This window comes from uncultured Nocardioides sp., from assembly GCF_947488025.1.
Taxonomy (GTDB): domain Bacteria; phylum Actinomycetota; class Actinomycetes; order Propionibacteriales; family Nocardioidaceae; genus Nocardioides.
This window is the reverse complement of record NZ_CANKYS010000020.1, coordinates 1-22,527: the sequence shown is the minus strand read 5'-3', so window position 1 is coordinate 22,527 and position 22,527 is coordinate 1. Positions and strand designations below refer to the sequence as shown.

The 22,527-nt window shown below is 68.7% G+C and carries 22 protein-coding genes and 1 pseudogene; 8 read left to right on the top strand and 15 right to left on the bottom strand.

The annotated features are described in order from the left end of the window. Positions 1 to 31: 31 nt before the first annotated feature. A complete protein-coding gene (lipA, locus tag Q1B24_RS20905; protein ID WP_299932526.1) occupies positions 32 to 973 on the top strand; it encodes a lipoyl synthase in 942 nt (313 codons plus the stop codon). A gap of 59 nt (positions 974 to 1,032) precedes the next feature. Continuing rightward, positions 1,033 to 1,740, top strand: coding sequence for a DUF4191 domain-containing protein (locus tag Q1B24_RS20900; protein WP_299932522.1), 708 nt, complete (start codon positions 1,033 to 1,035; stop codon positions 1,738 to 1,740). A gap of 9 nt (positions 1,741 to 1,749) precedes the next feature. On the opposite strand, the gene Q1B24_RS20895 is transcribed toward Q1B24_RS20900, so the two are convergent. Further along, positions 1,750 to 2,133: an RDD family protein gene (locus Q1B24_RS20895; RefSeq protein WP_299932519.1), complete on the bottom strand. Its 384-nt coding sequence runs from the start codon at positions 2,131 to 2,133 to the stop codon at positions 1,750 to 1,752. Between the two features lie 180 nt (positions 2,134 to 2,313). Here Q1B24_RS20895 and glnA point away from each other — a divergent pair, with 180 nt between their 5' ends. Next, positions 2,314 to 3,735, top strand: a complete 1,422-nt coding sequence (glnA, locus tag Q1B24_RS20890) for a type I glutamate--ammonia ligase (protein WP_299932516.1) — start codon at positions 2,314 to 2,316, stop codon at positions 3,733 to 3,735. Between the two features lie 223 nt (positions 3,736 to 3,958). On the opposite strand, the gene Q1B24_RS20885 is transcribed toward glnA, so the two are convergent. The 5 genes from Q1B24_RS20885 to Q1B24_RS20865 form a co-directional block, all read right to left on the bottom strand. Continuing rightward, a complete protein-coding gene (locus tag Q1B24_RS20885) occupies positions 3,959 to 4,396 on the bottom strand; it encodes an SRPBCC family protein (protein WP_299932513.1) in 438 nt (145 codons plus the stop codon). A gap of 81 nt (positions 4,397 to 4,477) precedes the next feature. Beyond that, positions 4,478 to 5,731, bottom strand: coding sequence for a cytochrome P450 (locus tag Q1B24_RS20880; protein ID WP_299932510.1), 1,254 nt, complete (start codon positions 5,729 to 5,731; stop codon positions 4,478 to 4,480). A gap of 68 nt (positions 5,732 to 5,799) precedes the next feature. Further along, positions 5,800 to 6,096, bottom strand: a complete 297-nt coding sequence (locus tag Q1B24_RS20875; RefSeq protein WP_299932507.1) for a hypothetical protein — start codon at positions 6,094 to 6,096, stop codon at positions 5,800 to 5,802. Between the two features lie 689 nt (positions 6,097 to 6,785). Next, positions 6,786 to 8,441, bottom strand: a complete 1,656-nt coding sequence (gene lnt, locus Q1B24_RS20870; RefSeq protein WP_299932504.1) for an apolipoprotein N-acyltransferase — start codon at positions 8,439 to 8,441, stop codon at positions 6,786 to 6,788. A 4-nt stretch (positions 8,442 to 8,445) separates the two neighbouring features. Continuing rightward, positions 8,446 to 9,000: a TlpA disulfide reductase family protein gene (locus tag Q1B24_RS20865; protein WP_299932501.1), complete on the bottom strand. Its 555-nt coding sequence runs from the start codon at positions 8,998 to 9,000 to the stop codon at positions 8,446 to 8,448. A gap of 67 nt (positions 9,001 to 9,067) precedes the next feature. Between Q1B24_RS20865 and Q1B24_RS20860 the strand changes: the two genes are divergently transcribed. The 5 genes and pseudogenes from Q1B24_RS20860 to fdxA all read left to right on the top strand — a co-directional run bounded on the left by Q1B24_RS20860 (position 9,068) and on the right by fdxA (position 13,789). Further along, entirely contained in the window at positions 9,068 to 9,766 is a 699-nt protein-coding gene (locus Q1B24_RS20860; RefSeq protein WP_299932498.1) for a TlpA disulfide reductase family protein, read from the top strand. A gap of 101 nt (positions 9,767 to 9,867) precedes the next feature. Further along, on the top strand, positions 9,868 to 11,358 hold the full coding sequence (locus Q1B24_RS20855) for a cytochrome c biogenesis protein ResB (RefSeq protein ID WP_299932495.1): 1,491 nt from the start codon (positions 9,868 to 9,870) through the stop codon (positions 11,356 to 11,358). Continuing rightward, a complete protein-coding gene (ccsB, locus tag Q1B24_RS20850) occupies positions 11,355 to 12,290 on the top strand; it encodes a c-type cytochrome biogenesis protein CcsB (protein WP_299932492.1) in 936 nt (311 codons plus the stop codon). Before Q1B24_RS20855 ends, ccsB begins: the two co-directional genes overlap by 4 nt. Before the next feature lie 97 nt (positions 12,291 to 12,387). Beyond that, on the top strand, positions 12,388 to 13,218 hold the full coding sequence (locus Q1B24_RS20845; protein WP_299932489.1) for a cytochrome c biogenesis protein CcdA: 831 nt from the start codon (positions 12,388 to 12,390) through the stop codon (positions 13,216 to 13,218). Positions 13,219 to 13,392: 174 nt separating this feature from the next. Continuing rightward, positions 13,393 to 13,789, top strand: a pseudogene (gene fdxA / locus Q1B24_RS20840) (ferredoxin). A gap of 145 nt (positions 13,790 to 13,934) precedes the next feature. Here fdxA and Q1B24_RS20835 read toward each other — a convergent pair. From Q1B24_RS20835 to Q1B24_RS20795, 9 genes are all read right to left on the bottom strand, one after another. Next, the gene (locus tag Q1B24_RS20835) at positions 13,935 to 14,306 is read right to left on the bottom strand and encodes a hypothetical protein (protein ID WP_299932486.1); all 372 of its coding nucleotides are present in this window, start codon (positions 14,304 to 14,306) and stop codon (positions 13,935 to 13,937) included. A 100-nt stretch (positions 14,307 to 14,406) separates the two neighbouring features. Continuing rightward, positions 14,407 to 15,723: a hypothetical protein gene (locus Q1B24_RS20830; RefSeq protein ID WP_299932483.1), complete on the bottom strand. Its 1,317-nt coding sequence runs from the start codon at positions 15,721 to 15,723 to the stop codon at positions 14,407 to 14,409. Then, positions 15,724 to 16,200: a hypothetical protein gene (locus tag Q1B24_RS20825; protein ID WP_299932480.1), complete on the bottom strand. Its 477-nt coding sequence runs from the start codon at positions 16,198 to 16,200 to the stop codon at positions 15,724 to 15,726. A gap of 67 nt (positions 16,201 to 16,267) precedes the next feature. Then, entirely contained in the window at positions 16,268 to 17,023 is a 756-nt protein-coding gene (locus tag Q1B24_RS20820) for a hypothetical protein (RefSeq protein WP_299932476.1), read from the bottom strand. 73 nt (positions 17,024 to 17,096) lie between these two features. Beyond that, positions 17,097 to 18,095 (bottom strand): cytochrome d ubiquinol oxidase subunit II, encoded by a 999-nt coding sequence (locus Q1B24_RS20815; RefSeq protein WP_299932473.1) that lies wholly within the window; start codon positions 18,093 to 18,095, stop codon positions 17,097 to 17,099. Next, entirely contained in the window at positions 18,092 to 19,525 is a 1,434-nt protein-coding gene (locus Q1B24_RS20810; RefSeq protein ID WP_299932470.1) for a cytochrome ubiquinol oxidase subunit I, read from the bottom strand. Before Q1B24_RS20810 ends, Q1B24_RS20815 begins: the two co-directional genes overlap by 4 nt. Before the next feature lie 158 nt (positions 19,526 to 19,683). Then, the gene (locus Q1B24_RS20805; protein WP_299932467.1) at positions 19,684 to 20,061 is read right to left on the bottom strand and encodes a hypothetical protein; all 378 of its coding nucleotides are present in this window, start codon (positions 20,059 to 20,061) and stop codon (positions 19,684 to 19,686) included. 13 nt (positions 20,062 to 20,074) lie between these two features. Then, complete coding sequence (locus tag Q1B24_RS20800) at positions 20,075 to 21,169, bottom strand: hemerythrin domain-containing protein (RefSeq protein ID WP_299932464.1); 1,095 nt, start codon at positions 21,167 to 21,169, stop codon at positions 20,075 to 20,077. 760 nt (positions 21,170 to 21,929) lie between these two features. Further along, positions 21,930 to 22,448, bottom strand: coding sequence for a hypothetical protein (locus Q1B24_RS20795; RefSeq protein WP_299932461.1), 519 nt, complete (start codon positions 22,446 to 22,448; stop codon positions 21,930 to 21,932). Between the last annotated feature and the right edge of the window lie 79 nt (positions 22,449 to 22,527).

Sequence of the window (22,527 nt, the reverse complement as noted above, 5' to 3'; positions counted from 1 at the left end):
TGGCCTCCGGACGCGGCGTAGGGTGGCGGATGTGACGACTGCTCCCGCACCTGAAGGACGCAAGCTCCTCCGCCTGGAGATCCGCAACGCGGAGACCCCGATCGAACGCAAGCCGGAGTGGATCAAGACCAAGGCCAAGATGGGCCCTGAGTACACCGCTCTGCAGAACCTGGTGAAGGGCGAAGGGCTGCACACGGTCTGCCAGTCGGCCGGGTGCCCCAACATCTTTGAGTGCTGGGAGGACCGGGAGGCCACCTTCCTCATCGGCGGCGACCAGTGCACCCGTCGCTGCGACTTCTGCCAGATCGACACCGGCAAGCCCCAGCCCCTCGACCGCGACGAGCCGCGCCGCGTGGCCGAGTCGGTGCAGAAGATGGAGCTCAAGTACGCCACCATCACCGGCGTCGCCCGCGACGACCTGCCCGACGGCGGCGCCTGGCTGTACGCCGAGACGGTCCGCGCGATCCACGAGCTCAACCCCGGCACCGGCGTGGAGAACCTCATCCCCGACTTCAACGGCAAGCCCGACCTCCTCCAGGAGGTCTTCGAGAGCCGTCCCGAGGTGCTCGCCCACAACGTGGAGACGGTCCCTCGGATCTTCAAGCGGATCCGCCCGGCCTTCCGCTACGACCGCTCGCTCGACGTGATCACCCAGGCGCGCGACTTCGGTCTGGTGACCAAGTCCAACCTCATCCTCGGCATGGGCGAGACCCGCGAGGAGGTCAGCCAGGCGCTGCGCGACCTCCACGAGGCCGGCTGCGAGCTGATCACCATCACCCAGTACCTCCGCCCCTCCCCCCGGCACCACCCCGTCGAGCGATGGGTCAAGCCGGAGGAGTTCGTCGAGCTCAAGGCCGAGGCCGACGAGATCGGCTTCGCCGGCGCGCTCTCGGGTCCGCTGGTCCGCTCGTCCTACCGCGCCGGACGGCTGTACGGTCAGGCGATGGACGCGCGCGCCGCTGCGAGCGTCTGACCCTCACCACCCCGCACGACCCCGCACCTGATGAACACCTGACCGGACAAGGCCACCTCATGTCGACCCCCGCCACCACGCCCAGCTCGCGCCGCGGGCAGATCATGCAGACCTACACGATGGCCAAGCGGAGCGACCCGCGCATCGGCCTGATCGTGATGGGCGTCTTCGTGCTCGGCGCCGCCCTCGGTTTCGCGCTCATGTGGGTGCTGCCCGGTGACGGCCTGATCGGCTGGATCATCTCGGTCGTCGGCGCGCTCCTGATCGGTGCGCTCTGCGCGCTGCTCGTCTTCGGCCGCCGCGCCCAGAAGGCGGCGTACACGCAGATGGAGGGCCAGCCGGCCGCCGGAGCGGGCGCCCTGCAGATGCTGCGCCGCGGCTGGAAGGTCGACCCGGTCGTCGGCTTCACCAAGCAGCAGGACGTCGTGCACCGCGTCGTCGGTCCCCCCGGCATCGTGCTGGTCGGCGAGGGCTCGAGCCCCAGCCGCGTCAAGGCGCTGCTCGCGACCGAGCGCAAGAAGCACGAGCGCGTGGCGTACGGCGTCCCGATCCACGAGGTCGTGTGCGGCCGCGGCGAGGGCGAGGTGCCGCTGCCCAAGCTGGTCAAGCACGTCCAGAAGCTCGGCCGCAACGTCAAGCCCGCCGAGATGACCGACATCCTCCAGCGCCTCAAGGCCCTCGACGCCCAGCGCGGCAAGCTGCCGCTGCCCAAGGGGCCGATCCCGACCTCGATGAAGGGCATGCGCTCGCAGCAGCGCGGCCGCTGAGGCTCCGCCTCAGAGCGTCACGCTGCGGGTGCCGGCCGCGACATCGTGCAGGCCGCGGCCGTCGAAGGTCAGCAACGGCGGGATGAGCAGCGCGACCAGCACCGAGCGCAGGAGGGCTCGCAGCAGCGAGGGAGGCTGGCCCGAGCCGTCGCGGCGTACGACCCGGATCCTCGTCGCGAGCTTCCCGAACGACCCGCCGGCCAGCGCGGTGAACAGCGCGGACTCGAGGACGAAGAGCGCCAACGTGCCGAGGCCGTTGGGGTTGCCACCGATGACGCCGGCCGCCACGAGTCCCTCGACGACGGCCAGGCAGGTGATCCAGTCCACGAACAGGGCGAGGATGCGCCTTCCCCACGGGGCCGACTCGAGCTCCGGTGTTACAGCGCTGGTCACGCACCCAGCCTAGGAGGCGTCCGGGGACGGCCCAGCGACCGGTCACCTGTAACACGGGCGAAACAAACGGGATACGGTCTGGAAACTGCTCCCACCTAGCGTGGCGGCACGGTGCAACGAGGCTCCGCTCCCGAACGCTGCAAACTCGACGTGCGCACGTCGCCGTCAAGGAGGAACCGAATGTTCAACAACTCCGATGAGCTCCTGAAGTTCATCAAGGACGAGGGCGTCGAGATGATCGACGTCCGCTTCTGCGACCTGCCGGGCGTGATGCAGCACTTCACGGTCCCGGCATCCTCCTTCGACCAGAGCGTCTTCGACGACGGCCTCGGCTTCGACGGCTCCTCGATCCGCGGGTTCCAGGCGATCAACGAGTCCGACATGTCGCTCTTCCCGGACCCGACGACGGCGTACCTCGACCCGTTCCGCCGCAGCAAGACCCTCAACGTCAACTTCTTCATCCACGACCCGATCACGGGCGAGGCCTACAGCCGCGACCCGCGCAACATCGCGCGCAAGGCGCTGGCCTACCTCGACTCGACCGGCATCGCGGACACCGCCTACTTCGCCCCCGAGGCCGAGTTCTACATCTTCGACAACGTCCGCTACAGCACGGGCGTCAACGAGGGCTACTACCACATCGACTCCGTCGAGGGCTGGTGGAACTCCGGCAAGGACGACGGCCAGAACAAGGGCTACAAGACGCGCCTCAAGGGCGGCTACTTCCCCGTCGAGCCCTACGACCACTACAGCGACCTGCGCGCCGACATGGTCAAGAACCTCGAGGCCTGCGGCCTCCTCGTCGAGCGTGCCCACCACGAGGTCGGCACCGCCGGCCAGGCGGAGATCAACTACCGCTTCGACACACTGCTCAAGGCCGCGGACGACGTGATGAAGTTCAAGTACCTCATCAAGAACACCGCGTGGGACCAGGGCAAGTCGGTCACCTTCATGCCGAAGCCCATCTTCGGCGACAACGGCTCGGGCATGCACATCCACTCCTCGCTGTGGAAGGACGGCGACCCGCTGTTCTTCGACGAGACCGGGTACGCCGGCCTGTCCGACATCGCCCGCTGGTACATCGGCGGCATCCTCGAGCACGCCCCGTCGCTCCTCGCGTTCACCAACCCCACCGTGAACTCCTTCCACCGGCTCGTGCCCGGGTTCGAGGCGCCGATCTCGCTCGTCTACTCCTCGCGCAACCGCTCCGCCTCGGTCCGCATCCCGATCACGGGTGCCAACCCCAAGGCCAAGCGCGTCGAGGCCCGCTTCCCCGACCCGTCGGCGAACCCCTACCTCGCCTTCTCGGCCCTGATGCTCGCCGGTCTCGACGGCATCCAGAACAAGACCGAGCCCGCAGCGCCGATCGACAAGGACATCTACGAGCTGCCGCCGGACGAGATGGCCGACATCAACCAGGTGCCGACCAGCCTCGACGCCGTGCTCGACGCCCTCGAGGCCGACCACGAGTACCTGACGGCCGGCGGTGTCTTCACCGACGACCTGATCGAGACCTGGATCCACTTCAAGCGCACCCAGGAGATCGCCCCGGTCCAGCAGCGTCCGCACCCGCACGAGTTCGAGCTCTACTACGACATCTAGGATCGCGAAGATCACGGAAACGGCTCCTGACCTGCGGAAACGCAGGATCGGGGGCCGTTTTCTCATGCCGCATGTGGCCCAAATTCCGCAGGGACTCCGCAGGAGAATCGCTCGACTCGCTGTTCGAGCCGGCAGCGCCTCCCGCGGGAGCCCGTGACAGCGGCTCTGGAGACTCCCGGGGCAGGAGCATTGGCGGCGGTTTGACGCGCCAGGTGGGCGAGCTTCAGCGGTTCGCCAGCCGCTGGGCGAGACGGTCGAGGTCTTTGCCCATTGCGCTCTTCATCGCCTTCGCCATCACGGGTGCGGCAACCTTGGCGAATCCGCTCGGAGCACCGCGGTTGCGCAACCTCATCAAGGTCCCTCCAGCCACCTGCTCCCAGGTGCAGGTGGTCTCCATGGGAAACGGTCCATCCGCAGTGCGCATCACCAGCCGCCGCCCCGGCTCGAGATCCACGACTTCGTAGGTGTAGGCGAGACGGCGGCCGAGAAACCTTGTTTCGAAGTCCATCTTCGACCCGAGTGCTGTCGGGGGCGGTGTGCGCCAGCGCACCGATTGGATGTTCGCGTACCACTCTGGAGCGTTCGTGGGGTCTCCCGCGTAGGCGGCGACTTCTTCGCAGGGGAATGGGATGACGGCTTCGACCTCGACGTCCACATGCACTTTTCAAGTATGCGCGCTGGATCGATAGCCCGCGGTATCGACGGCACGTGAAAACTGACCCCCGGACGCCGCGGTTCAACCTCAGGTGGCTCTGTCGGCCGTTGCCAGTCGGATCGGGTAGCCGCCGGCCGGGAGGGCCGGGAGGCGACCGAAGTCGAGCGCAGTGGGGACCGCCAGCGGCGTGTAGGTCATGTGCCTGACCATCCGATCGAGAGCGACGGTCATGAGCCGGGTTGAGATCGGCTCGCCGGGGCACCGATGGTGCACGGCGGGCTCGCCTCCGCCCTGGGGCACGAAGGCGAACCGATCGGGTTCTTCACCGAGGAACCGGCCGGGGTCGAAGCGGTCCGGGTCGCGCCAGTACCGGCTCTCGTGGTTGGTGCCGTAGAGGTCGAGCAGGACGCGGCGGCCCGGGGGGAACCGGTGGCCTCGCCATTCGAATGGTTCGCGGACGACGGCGGCCACGGCGGGGAAGAACGGGTAGTGGCGGCGCACTTCTTCCACGAACGCCAGGTCCTCGCCGCCGTCGCCGTTGGCGAGCCGTTCTTTCCAGGCCGGGTGCGCATCCAAGGCGTGGGCGACGAACGTGATGTAGACGGCGGTGGCGACTGTGGGTCGTAGCACGTTGAGCAGCTCCACCGCGGCTACGCGGGGGGCCATGGGTCGACCGTCTCGTTCGCGGTAGTGGGCGACGACGTACGCCGCAGATGAGGGGGGTGGGTCCAGCTTGCCCGCACGAATCTGGTCGATGACCTCAGCGGCCCACCGGTCAGCGGCCTTGCGGGCGGCTCGCGACCGAAGGTGACCGACACCGATGCGCCCGGCGTCGTCGAAGAGGGCAGTGAGCTGACGGGCGCGGACCTCGACCTCCGCTTCTGGTAGCGGGACACCAGCCCACTCGCAGACGGCCCGGGTCAGCAGTACCTGGAGACGGGGGTAGAGCTTGATCTGCCCGACCGCGATCCAACCGTCGACGGCACGCTGCCACTCGCGGGTGACGACCTCGACCAGCGCTTCGACCCGGTCGCGTTCGACGATCTGGAGGAACATCGCCTTGCGCTGCCGATGGTCCTCGTCGTCGAGGCCTTGGACGCCTCCCTGGCCGAAGAGGGTCTTCTGCAGTGGAGGTGGGGCGGCTCCGGCCCGCTGGAACCGTGACGGGTCGTAGAAGACACCGGCGGCCTCAACCCCGGTCATGCAGGTGGTAGGCCGCAGTAGTAGCCGGGTCTCGAAGATGTCCTCGCCCAGTTCGGCAGCCCGGCGAGAGATGTAGCGGTAGGGGTCGCGAAGGAGTGCGATCGTGCTGTCGGCGGTTCTGATGTCGGGCAGTGTCACAGGAGTGGTCCCTTTCTTAAGGTGCCGCTCGACCGTACTCACCGTCACCGGTGCGGCCAGGACCGTGGCTATGTGCGGCCGACGTCGCGGCGTCGGAACCCGAGCAGTCCGGCAACCACGAGCGCCGCTGCGATGCCGAGGACCAAGCCGAGCGGGGTTGTGTCGAGGTGTCCACCGGGCAGCTTCGGCAGATGGGTGAACGGGGACAGGTCGAGCAGTGTCTGGCTGACCCAGTCGAACGCGTCGAGGAGCAGCAACACGCGGAACGCGAACCAGGTGGCCCAGGCCGCGAGCGCAAACCGGGGGATCAGGCCGAACAACGCGACCACGACGCCGGTGAGGACCCAGACGCCGATCACCTGCACCATGGCGGCCCCAGCAGCCGGGGTACCTGTCCTCCGACGTCATCGACGGTGATGCCGTAGACCAGCCCACTGACCAGGCCGGCCGCGGCCAGTGCCGCCGCTGGAGCCGCCAGGCCAGGGTGAGTGGTCCACGCAGCCCCGGGGTCGCCCCGGCCGGGCCGAGTCCGGGTCGGACCAGCCCGGCGCCGACGTCGCGTCGGGCCGACAGCGCCACCGCCGCGGCGGTGAGCCCGACGACCAGTAACGCGAAGAGGCCGAGGAGCCACCATCGTTCTGCGGCGAAGGGTCGGATCTCGTTCGCCAGGCTCAGCGGGGAGAGCCACGACGGCGACGGACCGCCGTCGTCGGCGCCGATGACGTCGCCGACGGCGCGGAGCACGAACGCGCCGCCGAGCACGACCCCACCGATGCCCCGAGCGGCCGTCGCGCTCTCGGTGAGTTGGGCCACCACTGCCCCCCACTGCGGCGAAGGTCCACCCGGCACGCGACAATGTGCCAGTGAACCGGCCGACCCTGCCCTCGTACGGGTCACCGATGGCGCCGAGCCAGGGGCGATGCGGACTCCGTGAACTTCCCGGGCGCCTTCTCGTCGGCATGGCGACCTGATCCCCAGCTCTTTCTGGTCCCCACCGGCTGAGCAAGCCCGGCTGCCACACCCTCGCCCACCCACGGACTCGGGCGAAGCACCGTCAGGTATCGACTCGCTCGCGCGGCGTGCGCCATGACTTCAGATGATGCCCTCGCAAGGGGAACTGGCGGCGGGAGGACCTCACTGCCGCCGTGATCGCGGCGGCGACGCCCATCAGGCACAGGACCAGTTTGATGAGGGAGCCGTGCCGAACCGCGGGGGTCTGCGAATCCACCAGCGCCACCTCGGTGACGGCAATATCGGTCGTCCGGGGTTCCAGCTGTTGGCGGACCGTCCCATCGGGGGCGATCACGCCGCTGATGCCGTTGGTAGAGGCCACGATCACGGTGCGGCCGGTCTCCATGGCCCGAGCCCGGCTGATCGTGAACTGCTGCTGCTGTTGCGACGTTCCGGTGAAGGTCGCGTTGCTGGTCTGTACCGTCACCATCTGCCCGCCGTTCTGGACCTGGGCGATCAGCGAGTCGTCGTAGGCCACGTCGAAGCAGATCAGGTCCACCACCCGGGTGCCGGCGACGTTGAGCGGCCGGCTACGGGCGCCGGCGATCATGTCCCGGGGAATCATGTCCAGGCGCCCGATCTGGAGGCCGGCGAGCTGGCTGCGGAAGGGCACGTACTCGCCGAACGGCACCGGGTGACGTTTGGTGTACCGCTCGTCGGTCGAACCGTCCGGCAGCCACACCAGTCCCTGGTTGAGGACGGCGTCCGGGCGGGGCCCGTCCACGATGGCGCCCACCAGCAGCGGCACGTCGATGGCCGCCACTGCCCGGGAGATTCCCGCATTGGTCTCCTCGTCGCGGAACGGGTCGACGGCGGTGGAGTTCTCGGGCCACAGCACGAAGTCGGGCTGCGGGGCGGCCCCGGCTTCCACTCGCCGGGCGAGGTCGAGGGTGGCTTGGACGTGGTTCGCAGTGACCTGCTCGTGAACGGCGACCAAGTCGTTGCCGGCACCGGGCACGTCGCCTTGCACCGCGGCGACCGTCACCGTGGGTCGGCCGGTTTCCCAGGACGATGTCAACGATTCGGGCCTGAACAGGGCGGGCACTGCCCCGACGAGGAGTGCGGCGACGATGGCTGCGGCAGCTCCTGCGGGACGTGCCTTGCCTTCGTGGAGCACCCAAGCAAGTGTCGCACCGGCCAGGGCGACCAGGAAGCTGACGCCGGTGGCGCCGATCCAGGGCAGCCACAGCGCGAACGGGGTATCGACGGTGGCCCAGGCCAGCCTCGTCCACGGGAACCCGCCTAGCGGCCAGCTTGACATCGCGGCCTCGACCGCCACCCACACGCACGCGGTCCACCACGGCCAGCCGCGTAGCCGACCCACAAGCGCGATGGCGACCGCGGCCACGGCGTAGTAGGCGGCGACCACGGGACTCAGCAGCAGCCAGGCGTCGGTGCCCACGGCCCGCATCCACGACGTCAGGGCCAAGGTGTAGGCAAGCCCGAACAGCAGCCCCAGGACAACCGCGTAGCGCACCGACACCCGTCGCAGTAGAAGCACCAGCGCAGCGACCGCCAACGGCAGGAGCCATCGCTGCTCCCACGGAGCGCTGGCCCCCGCCGCAGCGAAACCGGCCAGGGCGGCCGCCGGGGGACGCGCGAGGAGAGTGCGGCGCCCAGGCTGGCGGGTGAGGGAGGCGGCCGTCGTGCCAGCTTCGGCCGATCGGACCCGAGCCGAAGTCGCAGGAGCAGGTTGCACCGGTCTACTCCCCCTGACTGAGCGAGTCCAGCAGCGTGGCGAGCTCCGAGCTGGAGAGCTCGCCGATCACCCGGTCCACGACCCTGCCCTCCGCATCCACGGCGAGCGTGACCGGCAATCCCGGGACCCGGGTGTCGTCAAGCACGACCGCGTCGACGTCAACCAGCTGCGAATAGCTGACGCCCGTCTGGGTCAGGAGGTCCGCGGCCGCTTCCTGGCGGTCTTGGGTGTTGATGCCGACGAACTGGACCTCAGGGTGACGCCGGGCTGCCTTCGCGAGCATCGGCATCTCCTTTCGACACGGACCACACCACGACGCCCACAGGTTGACCACCGCCGGACCAGCCAACCGGGACACGTCTACCCTTCTTGTCTCGTTGAGACACGGCAGCTCCACCTGTGGCAGCCGATCGGAGCCGTCGCCCGTGGATCCTTCGTCCTCCAACCCGGTGCAGTCGTCGAGCCCCTGCAACGCGATCGGCTCGACTGGCGGAGCGGCGAAGTCCTCGGCCGCGTAGTCGCCGGAGGGTCCGCCGCACCCACCCAGCAGGGCGGCCACCGCGATTCCCGCGACCGCGCCCGCCGATAGGCGACCGCCGCCACCGAGTCGTCGCACGTACTACCTCATGTCCCGTCGCAGGTGCCAACGTTTTGAACTCGATGGCTGGTACGTACAGTACGAAACCGGCGGCGACGCGAAGAAGACGCACCCCTGCCTACGACGCGCTAGAGGAGCAGCCCACATGACCAGCCGGCCGAGATCCCGGACACGCACCGCGGCCTGTCTCATCGCCGTGGCGATGTCCCTATCGGCCTGTGGCGCCGGCCGCGGGACCCCGACCGCCACCGACCGGGTCGTCGAAGTCATCGCCCCTGAGGACCGGCGAGATGTCGAGCCGTTCACGGGCGACCTGCTGGACGGCGGCCGTTTCGACAGCACCTCGATGGCCGGCAGCGTGGTCGTCTACAACGTCTGGGGCTCGTGGTGCGCGCCGTGTCGAACCGAGGCATCCGCCCTGCGACGAGTGTCGGAGGAGACCGAAGAGCTGGGAGTGCGGTTTGTCGGGATCAACGTCCGCGACAACGACGCCTCGGCCCGGGCGTTCGAGGACAGCTACAACATCGAGTATCCCAGCATCACCAGCGACACCTCCAGCGCTGCAGTGCTGGCGTTCGGACCGGCTCTGCCCCCCAGCGCGGTGCCGAGCACCCTGGTCGTCGACGCCCAAGGTCGCCTCGCTGCCAGGATCGTCGGGCCCACCGACTACGCGACGCTCACCACGATCGTCACCGAGACCGCCGCGGAAGCAGACACCAGCCGGTGACTGACCTCGACACGAAGACCACGGTCCGGAGCCACCCATCAACCGGGCAGGCTCCGCCGTCCTGGGGGTGGCTGCGCTGGGCGTGGCGGAACCTGACCTCGATGCGCACCGCGGTTGTCCTGCTCGCGCTTCTCGCGCTCGCCGCCATCCCAGGGTCACTGTTCCCGCAGCGCAACGTCGCCAGCGACCCAGCAGCAGTGATCAACTACACGCGGGACAACCCACGCATCTCGCCCTGGCTGGACCGCATGGGGATGTTCGACGTCTACGCGTCTCCATGGTTCGCCGCCATCTACGTCCTGCTGCTGATCTCCATGACCGGGTGTGTGCTGCCTCGGTCCCGTCGCCTTTGGCAGTCCGTGCGTAGCGATCCTCCGCCCGCCCCGCGCAACCTCGCCCGCCTGGAGGGCCACCGCACCTGGGAAACCACCCGAGAGCCGGCCGAGGTCATCGCCGCCGCTGTAGCTTACCTACGCAGCAATGGGTTCCGCGTCGTCGCCACCGGTAAGGAGGTGCGCGCTGAACGCGGCTATCTGCGCGAGGTCGGCAACCTAGCCTTCCATCTGTCGTTGCTGGTGTTCCTGGTCGGGATCGCTGCCGGCAAGCTGGTCGGGTTCGAAGGGCGGGTGGCGGTCGCCGAGGGCGGTACGTTCGCCAACGACGTCTCTCAGTACGACGCCTTCTCCCCCTCGGCGTGGACCGACGTGGACAACCTGGAGCCGGTGTCGTTCTCCTTGGAGCAGTTCGACGTCTCCTACCAGACCAGCGGACCCAACATGGGTCAGCCGACGGAGTTCGCCGCCATGCTCGCCTATCGTGCCGGTGGCGGCGAGGAGCAGACCATCACCGTCGAGCCCAACCACCCGCTCGACGTCAACGAGACAAAGTTCTTCCTCACCGGCAACGGCTACGCCCCCGTCGTCACCGTCCGCGACGGGCGCGGCCAAGTCGTGTCCACCGGGCCGGTGCTGTTCTTGCCGCTGGACACGGACAACGCCTCCGAAGGGGTGATCAAGGTGCCGGACGCCCAGCCCACCCAGCTCGCCTTCGAGGGCCTCTTCCTGCCGACCGCCGCCGTCGGGCCACAAGGCCCCTACTCCATGTTCCCCGACGCTCTCGACCCCCAACTGGTCCTCACCGCTTACACGGGCGACCTCGGCCTCGGTGACGGAGTGCCGCAGTCGGTGTTCACCCTCGACAAGGACCAGCTGAACCAGGTGCGCCGCAACGGGCAACCCATCACCCAGGCGCTGTCCGTCGGGGAGACCATGAAGCTTCCCGGTGGGCAAGGCACGCTGACGTTCGACCGGGTCTCCCGCTTCGCCAACTTCCAGATCGCCCACGACCCTGGCAAGGAGATCACCCTCGTCGCCGCGGTCGTCCTGCTCGTGGGGCTCACCACATCGCTGGTCATCCGCCGCCGCCGGCTATGGGTCCGAGTTCGGGGCGCGGAGGGCGGCGAGTCACGGATCGAGGTCGCCCGCTACTCCCTCACCCGCCGCGAACCGCCTCGCGATGAGATCGAGGAGCTCGTCACCGCCCTGGGCGGAGCGGCGCCGTCCCCCGCACCTAGCAAGGAGTCCTCCGCATGATCCCCGACGAGCAGACCCTGGCCCAGCTCTCCGACCGCTTGGTGTACTCGGCAATCGCGGTCTACGCCCTGGCCATGCTCGCCTACGCCGCGGAGACTGCTGGCCGGGTGGCAGGCGTCAGTCGGATCGCAGGGGCCGGCACGGTCGGCACCGCAGTCACAGGCCCCCACGACCGCAGCCGCCTGCTGGGCGCGGTGGCGACATCCCTGACCGTGCTGGCGTTCCTGCTCAACCTTGGCGGTGTCGTCACCCGCGGTCTCGCGGCAGGACGGGCGCCGTGGGGCAACATGTATGAGTTCGTCCTGGTGTGCGCACTCGCCGCCGGCGCCGCGTACTTGGCGTTCCTCTCCAGGCGCCCGGTACGCGCCTTCGGCGTCTGGGTCGTGGCCATCGTCCTGCTCGCCCTCGGCCTGGCCGTCACCGTCCTCTACACCCCCGCCGGCGACCTGGTGCCGGTGCTGGACTCCTACTGGCTGGTCATCCACGTGGCCGCCGCGATCACCGCCGGAGGCGTCTTCACCGTCGGCGCTGTCGCGACCGCCTTGTACCTGGTGCGCCACCGCCAGGAGCGGCGCAGCACAGGGGATGCACCCAAGGGGCGTTACGCCGCCAGTCTCCCTTCCACGCGCACCTTGGAGCAGGTCGCCCACACCGCCCACATCTTCGCCTTCCCGATCTGGACCTTTGCCGTGATCGCCGGCGCCATCTGGGCCGAGAACTCCTGGGGCCGCTACTGGGGCTGGGACCCCAAGGAGACCTGGGCGTTCATCACCTGGGTCTTCTACGCCGCTCACCTGCACGCCCAGGCAACCGCCGGGTGGCGCGGCGTGCGCGCCTCCTGGTTCGCCCTCGCCGGCTACGCCGCCTTCTTGTTCAACTTCTTCGGCGTCAACCTGTGGATCACCGGACTCCACTCCTACGCCGGCGTCTGATTCCCGGGGCGCCGATCCATTGGTCGTAACCTGAGTTCCTACCGAACCTGAACCAGACGTCACACTAGGAAAGAACAGGACCGAGATCATCGTTGCCATGAGCGCCAGCGACCTGGTGATGTCTGGCCCGCTCGTGCTCGCCGCACTGTTGGCGGTCGCGGCGGGCCTGGTCTCCTTTATCTCCCCTTGCGTCCTACCTCTCGTGCCCGGCTATCTGTCCTACGTCGCCGGGATGTCCGGCGCGGAGAACCACCACGCCACCGATGCGTGCGCCGCCGAAACGCCCAGCCAGGTCGCAACCGGAACCAAGACCCAGACCCACACCGCCGGCCGCACCCAAGGCACACACCGGGTGGTCCTCGGCGCAGTCCTGTTCGTCGCCGGGTTCGCAGCGGTATTCACCAGCTACGGGGTCCTGTTCGGCACCTTCGGTGCTCTGCTGATCGCGCATCAAGAGACGCTGGTCCGCATCCTGGGGGTGCTCACCATCGTGTTCGGCCTGACGTTCACTGGGCTGTTCTGGCGACTCCCGATCGCCAGCCGCAGCCTGCGGCTCGGCTACCGCCCGCGCGCCGGGCTGGCCGGCGCACCGCTGCTTGGCGTCATGTTCGGCCTCGGCTGGACCCCCTGCATAGGCCCCACCCTCGCCGCCGTCCTCACCCTGGCCACCAGCACCGCCGGGGCCGGCCGCGGCGCTTTCCTGTCGTTCGCCTACAGCATCGGCCTGGGCATCCCGTTCATCATCGCGGCCTTCTCGGTCTCGCGGGCGATGACCCGCCTCCAGTGGGCGCGCCGCCGCGCATCAACAGTGATGCTCATCGGAGGACTAGTCATGATCACGCTCGGCATACTCCAGGTCAGCGGACTGTGGCTCGACCTGATGACCCGGCTCCAAGGCGTAGTCGCCAATTGGCAAACGCCGATTTGACTAGTCCTGCGCATCGCTCGGTTTGGTCCCATCGCCGCTAGGTCCTTTTGAAGGTCCAACTCCCGGCATAACGCCCACTTTCGACCCCGCCGCAAGATGCACGACGGCACCACCTCGTTGGACGTCAGTTGCGTGTCGACGACGCGTGGAAGCGAGGCCACCCAGAAAGATTGAATGGGTGGTCGCAGTCGAGGTTGGTCTCTGATTCGGCGCGGGGGGCCCCGAGGCTGTGTCGATGAGTGCCCTGTGGACTGCATCTACGAGGGCTCGCGCAGGCTCTACATCCATGCCGACGAATGCGTTGACTGCGGGGCCTACGAGCCCGTGTGCCCGGTAGGGCGATCTTCACGAAGATGACGTGCCGGTTCAGTGGGCCGGCTACACCGCAATCAACACCGAGTTCTTCACCAGGGTCGGCTCTCCCGGCGGCGCGGCCAAGACGGGCGGGTCCTCGTCCGACCATCCAACCGTCGCCGCATTACCCGGGGAGGACGACGCTGAGCAGCCCACGCGCAAGGCCGCTCGACATCAGCTTGGACAGGTACATCGATCGGGTGCTTCAGCGTTCTAGCTGCCCGCGCGCCGGGAGGCCCCGGCAAACGAAGGGCGGGCGCTCGAGGCGGCACCGCACGTCGTCGGCGTTTGCGCACCACAGGAGCGATTCAAGGCTCGGACCTTGGATGCCAGGGTCTACTTCGGGGACTACCGAAAGTAGGTCAGCGAATCTCGAGTTGGACGATGGTCTGGCCCAGGTCCTCTTCCTCCACTTCGACGACCCCCGGGAGCTCGATGGGAGTGAGACGGAAGGTGCTGGTGCCCGGTTCGTAGTCGAAGCTCTGTGCCGGGTCGGAGTGCACGTGCAGCTGGCCCGAGGTGTCGGCGGTGACGTCGAACTCGATCGGCTGCCCGCGCTTGACGTCGATCCGCTCGCCGCTCGGCGTGACGTCGCCGCCCTCGATGGTCACCGCGATCTCGATGGGAGTGGTGTTGTCGGTCGACCTTTCGTCCTGAGCGCAGCCTGCCAGCAGCAGGACCAGGACCAGCGACAGGGCGCGCGCCGTCAACGTCCAGCAGCTCTTGACCATCATGCTCCACATTCTCCATCCGTATGACCCGCCAGCCATCGGCGCAGTGTTGGGCAACGACCGGGTGGGTCCCGCACCCCCCGTGAGCTGCTCGAGGTCGTAGTCAAAGGCCGAAGAGCAGGTAGAGCCCGCTGAAGGTGTAGGCCACCATGACTGCGAGCAATGGCAGCTGCCCGCTGGTCTGGCTGTTCGCTGGCAGGCGGGCCAGTGCACGGTCGTGCGCTGCCACGGCGCCGATCACGTGCCCGGCGACGATGGCTACCACCTTGAGGCTGGCCAGGAACGACGGATGGAGCGAGAGCCAGATGTCGACCTGGCGGTCCGCGATCCCGAAGATGTCGGCTCCGTTGCCGAGCGGGTCGCTGGCTTGGATGAGGGTGAGCTGGCCGGTCTCCACCAGGAGGGTGACGTAGTGCGCCACGACGTAGCCGACCACGATGGGGACGATCGAGTGTGCCAACGCGACGGGTAGGTCCCAGCGGCTGACACCCGGTCTTGGGCGGGGGGCGACCGTGGCGGCGACGTACATTGCTCCGACGATCCCGCAGGCGAGCAGCAGGAGCGCGGTCTCGACGAAGGTGACGTTGCGGTCGGTCGACTGGGTGAACCGGAGCCAGGTCACGGACCCCGCCACGCTGTCGAACGCCGTGGAGCCGAGGAGCACCGCGACCACGGCGATCAGGCCGGGCCCGGATCTCACCCGTGCGAGGTTGCGCAACGGGCTGCGGATCACCAACCCCCCATCGGCTCTGCGGCCCCAGATGGAGAGATGACCCACGAGCGTGGAGTAGACCTCGAAGGGGTCGGACTGTCCGAACCACTTGGCGCCGAAGACCAAGGCGCCACCCACCATCAGCACCAGGTAGGCGCTGATCGACCAGCGCAGGGTGTTCAGCTCGATCCCCGACGGTGAGACCAGCTCGAGCCAGACGAAGGCCAGCAGGCCGGCGGCGGCAGGCCACTTGCCGACGCGAGCCGGTAGCCGAACCAGTCCGTGTTCCCGATCTACTGGCAGGACCGCGGTGAGCACGTAGTGCAGGGTGCGCACCGGGCTCAGCGCTCGCACGACCGGACCGAGGAGCAAGGACGCCGGGACCAGGCCGACCCACAAAAGGACATAGACGATCCCGAAGACCGGGTTGCTCAGGTCGTCCTTGCCCGCGACGGCGCACAGCACCACGAACCCGAGGCCCGCCAGTCCCAAGGTGCGCAGGACGACCGTGTACACCGGGTGATCGACCAGCCGGGCAAGCACCGCGGGTGCGGGTCGTCCGTCGGCACCGCTCTCGTAGCGGGGCGTGCGCCACGCCATGGCCAGCACCGCGAAGGAGACGACCAGGGCGGCCATCCCCCCCAGGATGGCCATCGAGGCCGGGATCGGCAGGTCGCTGCCGCCCCCGACTCCGTGGGCGGACAGCATCTACTTGACCGTGATGACGGCGACGACCGCGCTGGTGTCGTGTTCCTCGGCCTCCACGACGCCAGGGGTCTTGATCACCAGCTCCTGCTGTGAGGTGCCGGCCTTGAAGTCCACGTACTGCTCGGGCTTGGAGTGCACATGCAGCTGCCCGGGCCGGTCGGAGGTGATCGTCATCAGCAGCGGTTCGCCCCTGCGCAGGTCGATCTCCTTGGCGTTCGGCGTGACCTTGTCGCCCGCGATCTTGATGGTGATCGCGGGGCCGGCGGGCGCCGTCGACGTCGGAGTGGGTGTGGGCGTCGGCTCCGAGGACGGGGAGTCAGAGGTCGTCGTCGCCGACGGCGTTGGGGTCGACGCCGGGCTCGAGGACTGGGCGCCCGGTGACGACTCCTCGTCGGCCGGCCCCGCGCAGGCCGACATGGACAGGACGAGAGCCGACGCGAGGGCGGCAGCGAGCAGGGGTGAACGAGGCTGGGACATGGTGGTTCCTTCGGTTGATGGCTCGGGGTGTCGGAGGCGCGGTCGCGCCGGACGCCGCCCGAGTGACTCAGCCGGACGGCGAGGTGAGAAGCGAGGGGGCGCGCCCGAGCGGAGGGCCGCGCCGGGAGGTCGTACCGGCAACCGGTGACCGGAGGGCGCGCACGTGGCTGACGGCGGTGCTCGTCACCCCGCGCGCGGGGTGCGGCAACGTCGTCATCGAAGCAGGAAGGGTCCGGCACGCCATCTCCATCCGGGACCGGACCCGAGCGCCCAGCAGGGCCATCAGGCCCCACACCGCCTGCTCACCCTTCCAGAGCCACACCGAGACCAGCGCCGCAGCGACGAGGTGCCCCAAGGCCATGAGCGCGTTGAGGCCCGTCATGTCGTCGAGCAGGTGCTGCACCCAGTGCGGAGGAGCGCCAGCGCCCTCGACCCCGGATGGGACCTGCCTCATCACACGGGCGTACCCACCGGCCCCGTCGGCCGTGGTCATCGATGCCGGTGACAAGGCTGTCGACGCCGGCGACATGGTCCCCGACGACGCGGTGGGTGCATGAGGGCTGCCGTGTCCAGCTGTTGCGGTGAGGAGCAGGTGCACGCCCGTCTGTCCCCCCGCCACGAGGCCGGCGATCACCGGGTACGACGCGGGACGACCGAGCGCGGCCGCGGCGACGACCATCACGACGGCGAGGATCACGACCAGCCCCGGCCAGGACGGCAGGAGGCCTCCGGCCAAGACATGCGCAATGACCCCGAGCGAGGTGGCCACCGTCGCCACGACGGCCGCGCGCAGCCAGCGCAGCTCCGCCCCGGCTGTGGTCATGGCCACCATTCTCGCTCAGGACAGGAAGTCCGGTGCGAGTGGGGAAGGACCTGACCGCGGCATCGCCGGTGTTCTAGCGCGACCAGGACTCGGACTGGGTGAGTTTGTAGAGGTAGCCCAGTGCCGGTAGGACCAGGAGCGCCGCCAGACCCGCGGCGACGAGCAGGGCCCGGAGAGTGGCGGGGGCGCCAGCGGCCTCGGTGATGGTCACCTCGTCGACGAGGAGCCAGGGATACTGTCCGACGCCCCAGCCGGAGACAACGCTGGCGACGGCCACCACTGCGGTCAGCCTCGCAGTGGCGAAGCGCCGTGTCGCGATCAGCACTACAGTGGCGACCCCTCCGATCGCCGAGACCGCGACCAGCGGCGCGGCGCGGCCCTGCAGGCCCGTCGCGAGCGTGGGGGCGTCCTGCTCGAGCGGGACCAGGGCCGCGAACACGACGGCGCCGGTGACCACTGCGACCGCCAGCGTGCGTCGTCGCAGTTCCTCGGTCAGGCGGTCCTGCCCGGCACGGCGGGCGTCCGCGCACAGAAAGGTCCCGGCGAGGACGGCGCACGTGCCCACCGCGATGACTCCGCCGAAGATCGAGGTCGGGTTGATCCAGGAGGTCCACAGGTCACCGCGCCCGGTCGCGGGCACCCTCCCCGATGCGATCGCGCCAGCGACGGTGCCGAAGAAGAACGGCGTGATGACCGAGGAGATCGCGAAGACGACCCCAAACACCCGCGCCTGGCCGAGCGTGGCGGCGTACTTGCGGAACGCGAAGCTTGCCCCACGGAGCACGATCCCCAGCAGGGCCAGCAGCATCGGCAGGATCAGCGTCGACATCGCGGCCGCGAAGGACTCCGGGAACGCCGTCCACCAGGTCACCAGCACGTAGATCAGCCAGACGTGGTTGGCCTCCCACACTGGTCCGATGCTGTGGTCGACCAGGGTCCGCAGCTCGGCACCGCGAGCGCTCCCACCGGCGGTGAGGTCGTAGAACCCGGCCCCGAAGTCGGCGCCGCCGAACAACGCGTAGGCGATCACCCCCACGAACAGCGCCGCCGCGACCACCACAGCCAGGCTCACCGGCGCACGCCCTCGTGCGGACGCTGCGCCTGGGGTCCGTAGGGGCTCGGGAGGTCGACCTCTCCGGACCGCCAGCGCCGCGCCATGGAGCGCAGCACGATCACCGCCCCCGCCGTCATCGCGGCGTATACCGCTGCGGTCGCACCAAGTAGCCACCACAGTCCCGAGTTCTCACCGGCCGCCTCCGGGGTGCGCATGAGGCCGTAGACGATCCACGGCTGCCGGCCGACCTCGGTTGCGATCCATCCCGCCTCCATCGCCAGGATCGCCAGCACACCGGCCAGGGAGGCGAACCGCAGGAACCACCGGCGCTCCAGCAGGTCCCTCCCCCGCCAGCGGGCCACCCAGAAGACGACCGCGGCCACCGCCAGCAGGGTCCCGATCCCGACCATGCTCTGGAAGGCCAAGTGGGTGATGTTCACGGGAGGTCGATCCTCGACCGGGAAGCTCGCCAGCCCTTCGACCGGCTTGCTGAACGAGTTCCGCGCGATCAGCGAGCCCAGGTAGGGAATGTCGATCGACCACCTCACCTCCCCATCGACGAGAATGCCGCCCAGACGGAGCGGCGAGGGGCTCTCGGTCTCGGTCGCGAGTTCGAACGCGGCGAGCTTGGCCGGCTGCGTCTCGGCAATCCGGCTGCCCAGCAAGTGGCCAACGACTGGCTGAACGACCGCCGAGCCGCTCGCGAACGCGAAGGCGAGCGTGAAGCCGAGCCGATGCGCCCGGTCACGTCGGCCCCGCAGCATTCCTACGGCGTAGACCGAGGCGATCGTGAACCCGGCGACCATGTAGGCCGCCACCCACATGTGCAGGAACTGCCAGAACGCGTCTGGGTTGAGCAGCACCGCCCACGGATCGACGTTCGTGACCTCGCCGTCGACGAGGTCGAAGCCGACCGGGGCGTTCATCCAGGCGTTGACCGCGATGACGCAGAACGTCCCGACGACACCGGTGATCGCCATCGGCAGCACCATCATCAGGTGCTGCTTGGGTGGCATCCGGTCCCAGCCGTAGAGATAGATCCCGAGGAATATCGCCTCGACGAAGAACGCCAGTCCCTCGAATGCGAAGGGCAGGCCGAGGACGTCGCCGTAGGTGCCCATGAGGCCCGGCCACAGCAAGCCCATCTCGAAGCTGAGCACTGTCCCGGAGACCGCGCCGATTGCGAACAGGACAGCGGAGACCTTCGCCCACTTCCTCGCCAGCAGCAACGCATCCGGGTCGTTGCGCCGGATGCCGATCAGGTGCATCGCAAAGATCATTGCGGGGAATGCGACCCCGAAGCACGCCAGGATGATGTGCCAGCCCAGCGACAGCGCCATCTGCTGTCGAGCGGGCAACAGGCCGGCGGGATCGGCGTTGGCCAGCCCCTGGACGCCTGCTGGTACGGCATCGGCCAGGCTCAGGAGGGTCAGCGCGGGATCGATCACTCCTCCACGCTACGTGCGCCAAATGACCACCCGCGGGAATTGTGAAAGTTTTCACAACTTCCTTTCGAGCGGATGGGCAGGCCACATTTTCGTGGCCACCACCCTCCGCCCTCGGCAGCGGGTGACCCGGGGGCTCTCGGCCGGCGGTCCGGCTGGCGTCAGTCCCCCAAGACCAGGATGGCGACGACGAGCCCGGTGCGCGCCAATCCCAGCAGCGGTCCAAAGGGCAGCCCGAAGCCGGTCCAGAAGACGAGCTCGAGCGGCAGCAGGGCGAGCGCCAACCACGGGGCGATCATGGCGCCGCGCCACAGCAGGACACCTACCACGATCTCGGCTGCGCACACGGCGACGAAGCCGAGGAGCAGCGCGGTGCTGGTCGGGATTCCCCAGCGATCGAAGGGCCCGTCGCCATAGGTGGGGAAGCCGAAGAACGTCCACACCTGGCCGTGTCGCGCGTAGTGCCACGCGCCGTAAGAGCCCGGGAGGCCGAAGCCCAACCCGAGCACGAGGGAGCAGACGGCGGCCGCCTTGGTCACGGCCTTCCTCGGTTCACACGAGCTGCCGGCCGCGGACCGGCGTGATGTACCTGCCGTACCTGCGTTTCCCGATCAGGTGCCAGAGCACCTTCACCGGCGGCGGCAGCGTGCCGAACATCATCACCGCCTCCTCGGGCGTCGCGACCTCGAGCAACTGTCCGAGGGCGATCCACCGCTGGGCCCGAGTGAACTTCTCGAAGCCGCGCTCTCCGACCTCCTGCCACTCGGCCTCGGTCAAGAAGCGGTCGATCAGCGGCACGACGACCTGCTCTTCCTCGTCGAGATGCGCTTCGAGACCGACGAGAAACTCCCCGATGCCATCAGCGAGCGCCGAGGACGACGCCGGCGTCGGATCCGATCGCCACACCGACATCGCCGCGCGCACCTCGGCGACCGACACGTCGATCTGCTGGTGCTGCTCCTCCATCCGCTCCACCAACGGCGCATCGAGCCCCACGCGGACGAGCAACTTCGGCCAGATCAGATCGTCCTCCGTGGTGTGGTGCATGTGCAGCTCGTCGAGCAGGAACCCAAGGTGGTCGGCGATGGCACCCACTCGCGGCGCATCGGCAGCCGGCGTCTCCTGCACCAGCATCCGCACCTCGGCGATCTGGTGTCGCAAGATCCGGTGGATGATCGGCATCTCGCGCGCCGCGGCTCCGCCTCTTCGCGGGAGGTCACCAGTCCGCCGTTCCACGGCATGTCTCAGGTGGGTCATGTTGGCCTTCTCCTGACGGCGCGCCATCACCACGAACGCCGGGAACACCAGACGGAACCAACCGCTCGGGCGTGCGTCGAACCGGGCACGGAGCAGCGACCCGCCGTCGACCGGCTCTACGGTGCCGGTGAAGGTGACCGCGATCGGCCCGCCATTGTTGTGGACCCAGCGAAGGGGCCGTTCGAACTCGAGGCACTCGACCTCGATCGCCGACGGCGCACCCTTCCAGCGGGCCAGGAACCTCGTGCCGATGGCCACGGGGCCATCGGTCAGCTTCTCCATTGACTTCGCCGTGGGGTTCCACTCCAGCTCGTTGCGGATGTCGACGCAGTAGTCGAAGAGCTCCTCCGGCGGACAGGCGACCACTGTCTGATTAGTGATGACGACCATGTTTGACGCTCCTTCTCCTAGGCCGGGCTGTCGCCCGGGCGCCATCGCGGCCGGCACAACCCAGCGAGGCCGCGGACGATGTGAGCGATGGTGTGTGTCCACGCGGTGCGCTCGCGCGGTATTGGTTCCGCATCTCGTGACAAGCACTGCGGTGCGGTATCGAACAGCCGAGAGCCAGCACGGGGTACAAGAAGGCCGCCAGCATCGCCGCCCAGGCACCTCGAGGGTCGGTGAAGGACTGCGGAGGGTCCGTCATTCCGGCAACAGCTGCGGCGAGTGCGGCCGTGAATTCCCCGCCTGCCGCACCGCACACCACGCGGGGCCAGGGCCGACCCCGTCCGGACAAGGCGTATCCGCCGACGATGCCCATCAGCCCGAGCGCGATCGCACCACTGCCCATACCAGTTGTCGCGAGTGTGGTGACGGCGCCGGGTATCAGCATGGGCGCGACGGAGAACGTCAGCGGCGCCAGAGCCAGCAGCCGCCATCTGCGCGGTGGGCCGGCGCGTCGCAGGCGCTCGGCCCATCCCAGCAGGCCGCCGGTGACCGCGCCCGGAAGAAGGCGTGCGTCGAACGTCCCGCTCCAGGTGAAGGTCGACTCGGCCCCCACGAGCTCGACCACGTAACCACGCAGTGCAGCTGACCAGGCGAGTCCGCAAACCGCGCCCCCAGGTACTCACATCCATGGCGATGATGCACCGCGTGGATGGCATGTGACGGAGACATTGACAGGTGCCTCCGCCACCGACGGGCGGGCTGCTCATTGCTGGTCGGCCTTCCACAGCGCGTAGCCCAGGGCCGTGAAGAGCAGCATCCATACCGTGATGGCGAGGCGCGCAAGAATGAACGGTCCCATCAGCGCAGGCATCATCGGCACGAACACGAAGATTCCGGCGACCAGCACCACGAGCCCGCGCCAGCCCGTCCAGCGTCCCCCGCGGCGGACCGCGATGCCGGCCAGAATCAGTCCCACACCGACTGCCACGCTGGAAACGCCGTAGAGCGCGTCGGCAAGGCCGGTGCCGTCGCCGGGATAGGTCGATCTGCGTGCCAAAATCGCGATCAACTCGGTGACCGCGAGCAGTGCCATGCCGGTGACGGCGAGGCCGACGCCCCAGAGGGCGCTGCGACCCTGGACCATGATCCCCGCGCGGGCCAGTGCCGCGATGCCCGCCAGCAGACCAACATGCTGGACGAAGAACCAGACCTGAATGACGGTGAACCCGCCTGCGGTGAGCGGATAGCTGAACATGTCCTCGGACACCTGGGCCGGATACACCGCTAAGCCTCGATCCACCGATGGGCACGGTTGGGATGGGTTGATTGTCGCCGTCGTGGGGTGAGTGTTCGGTGGCGTG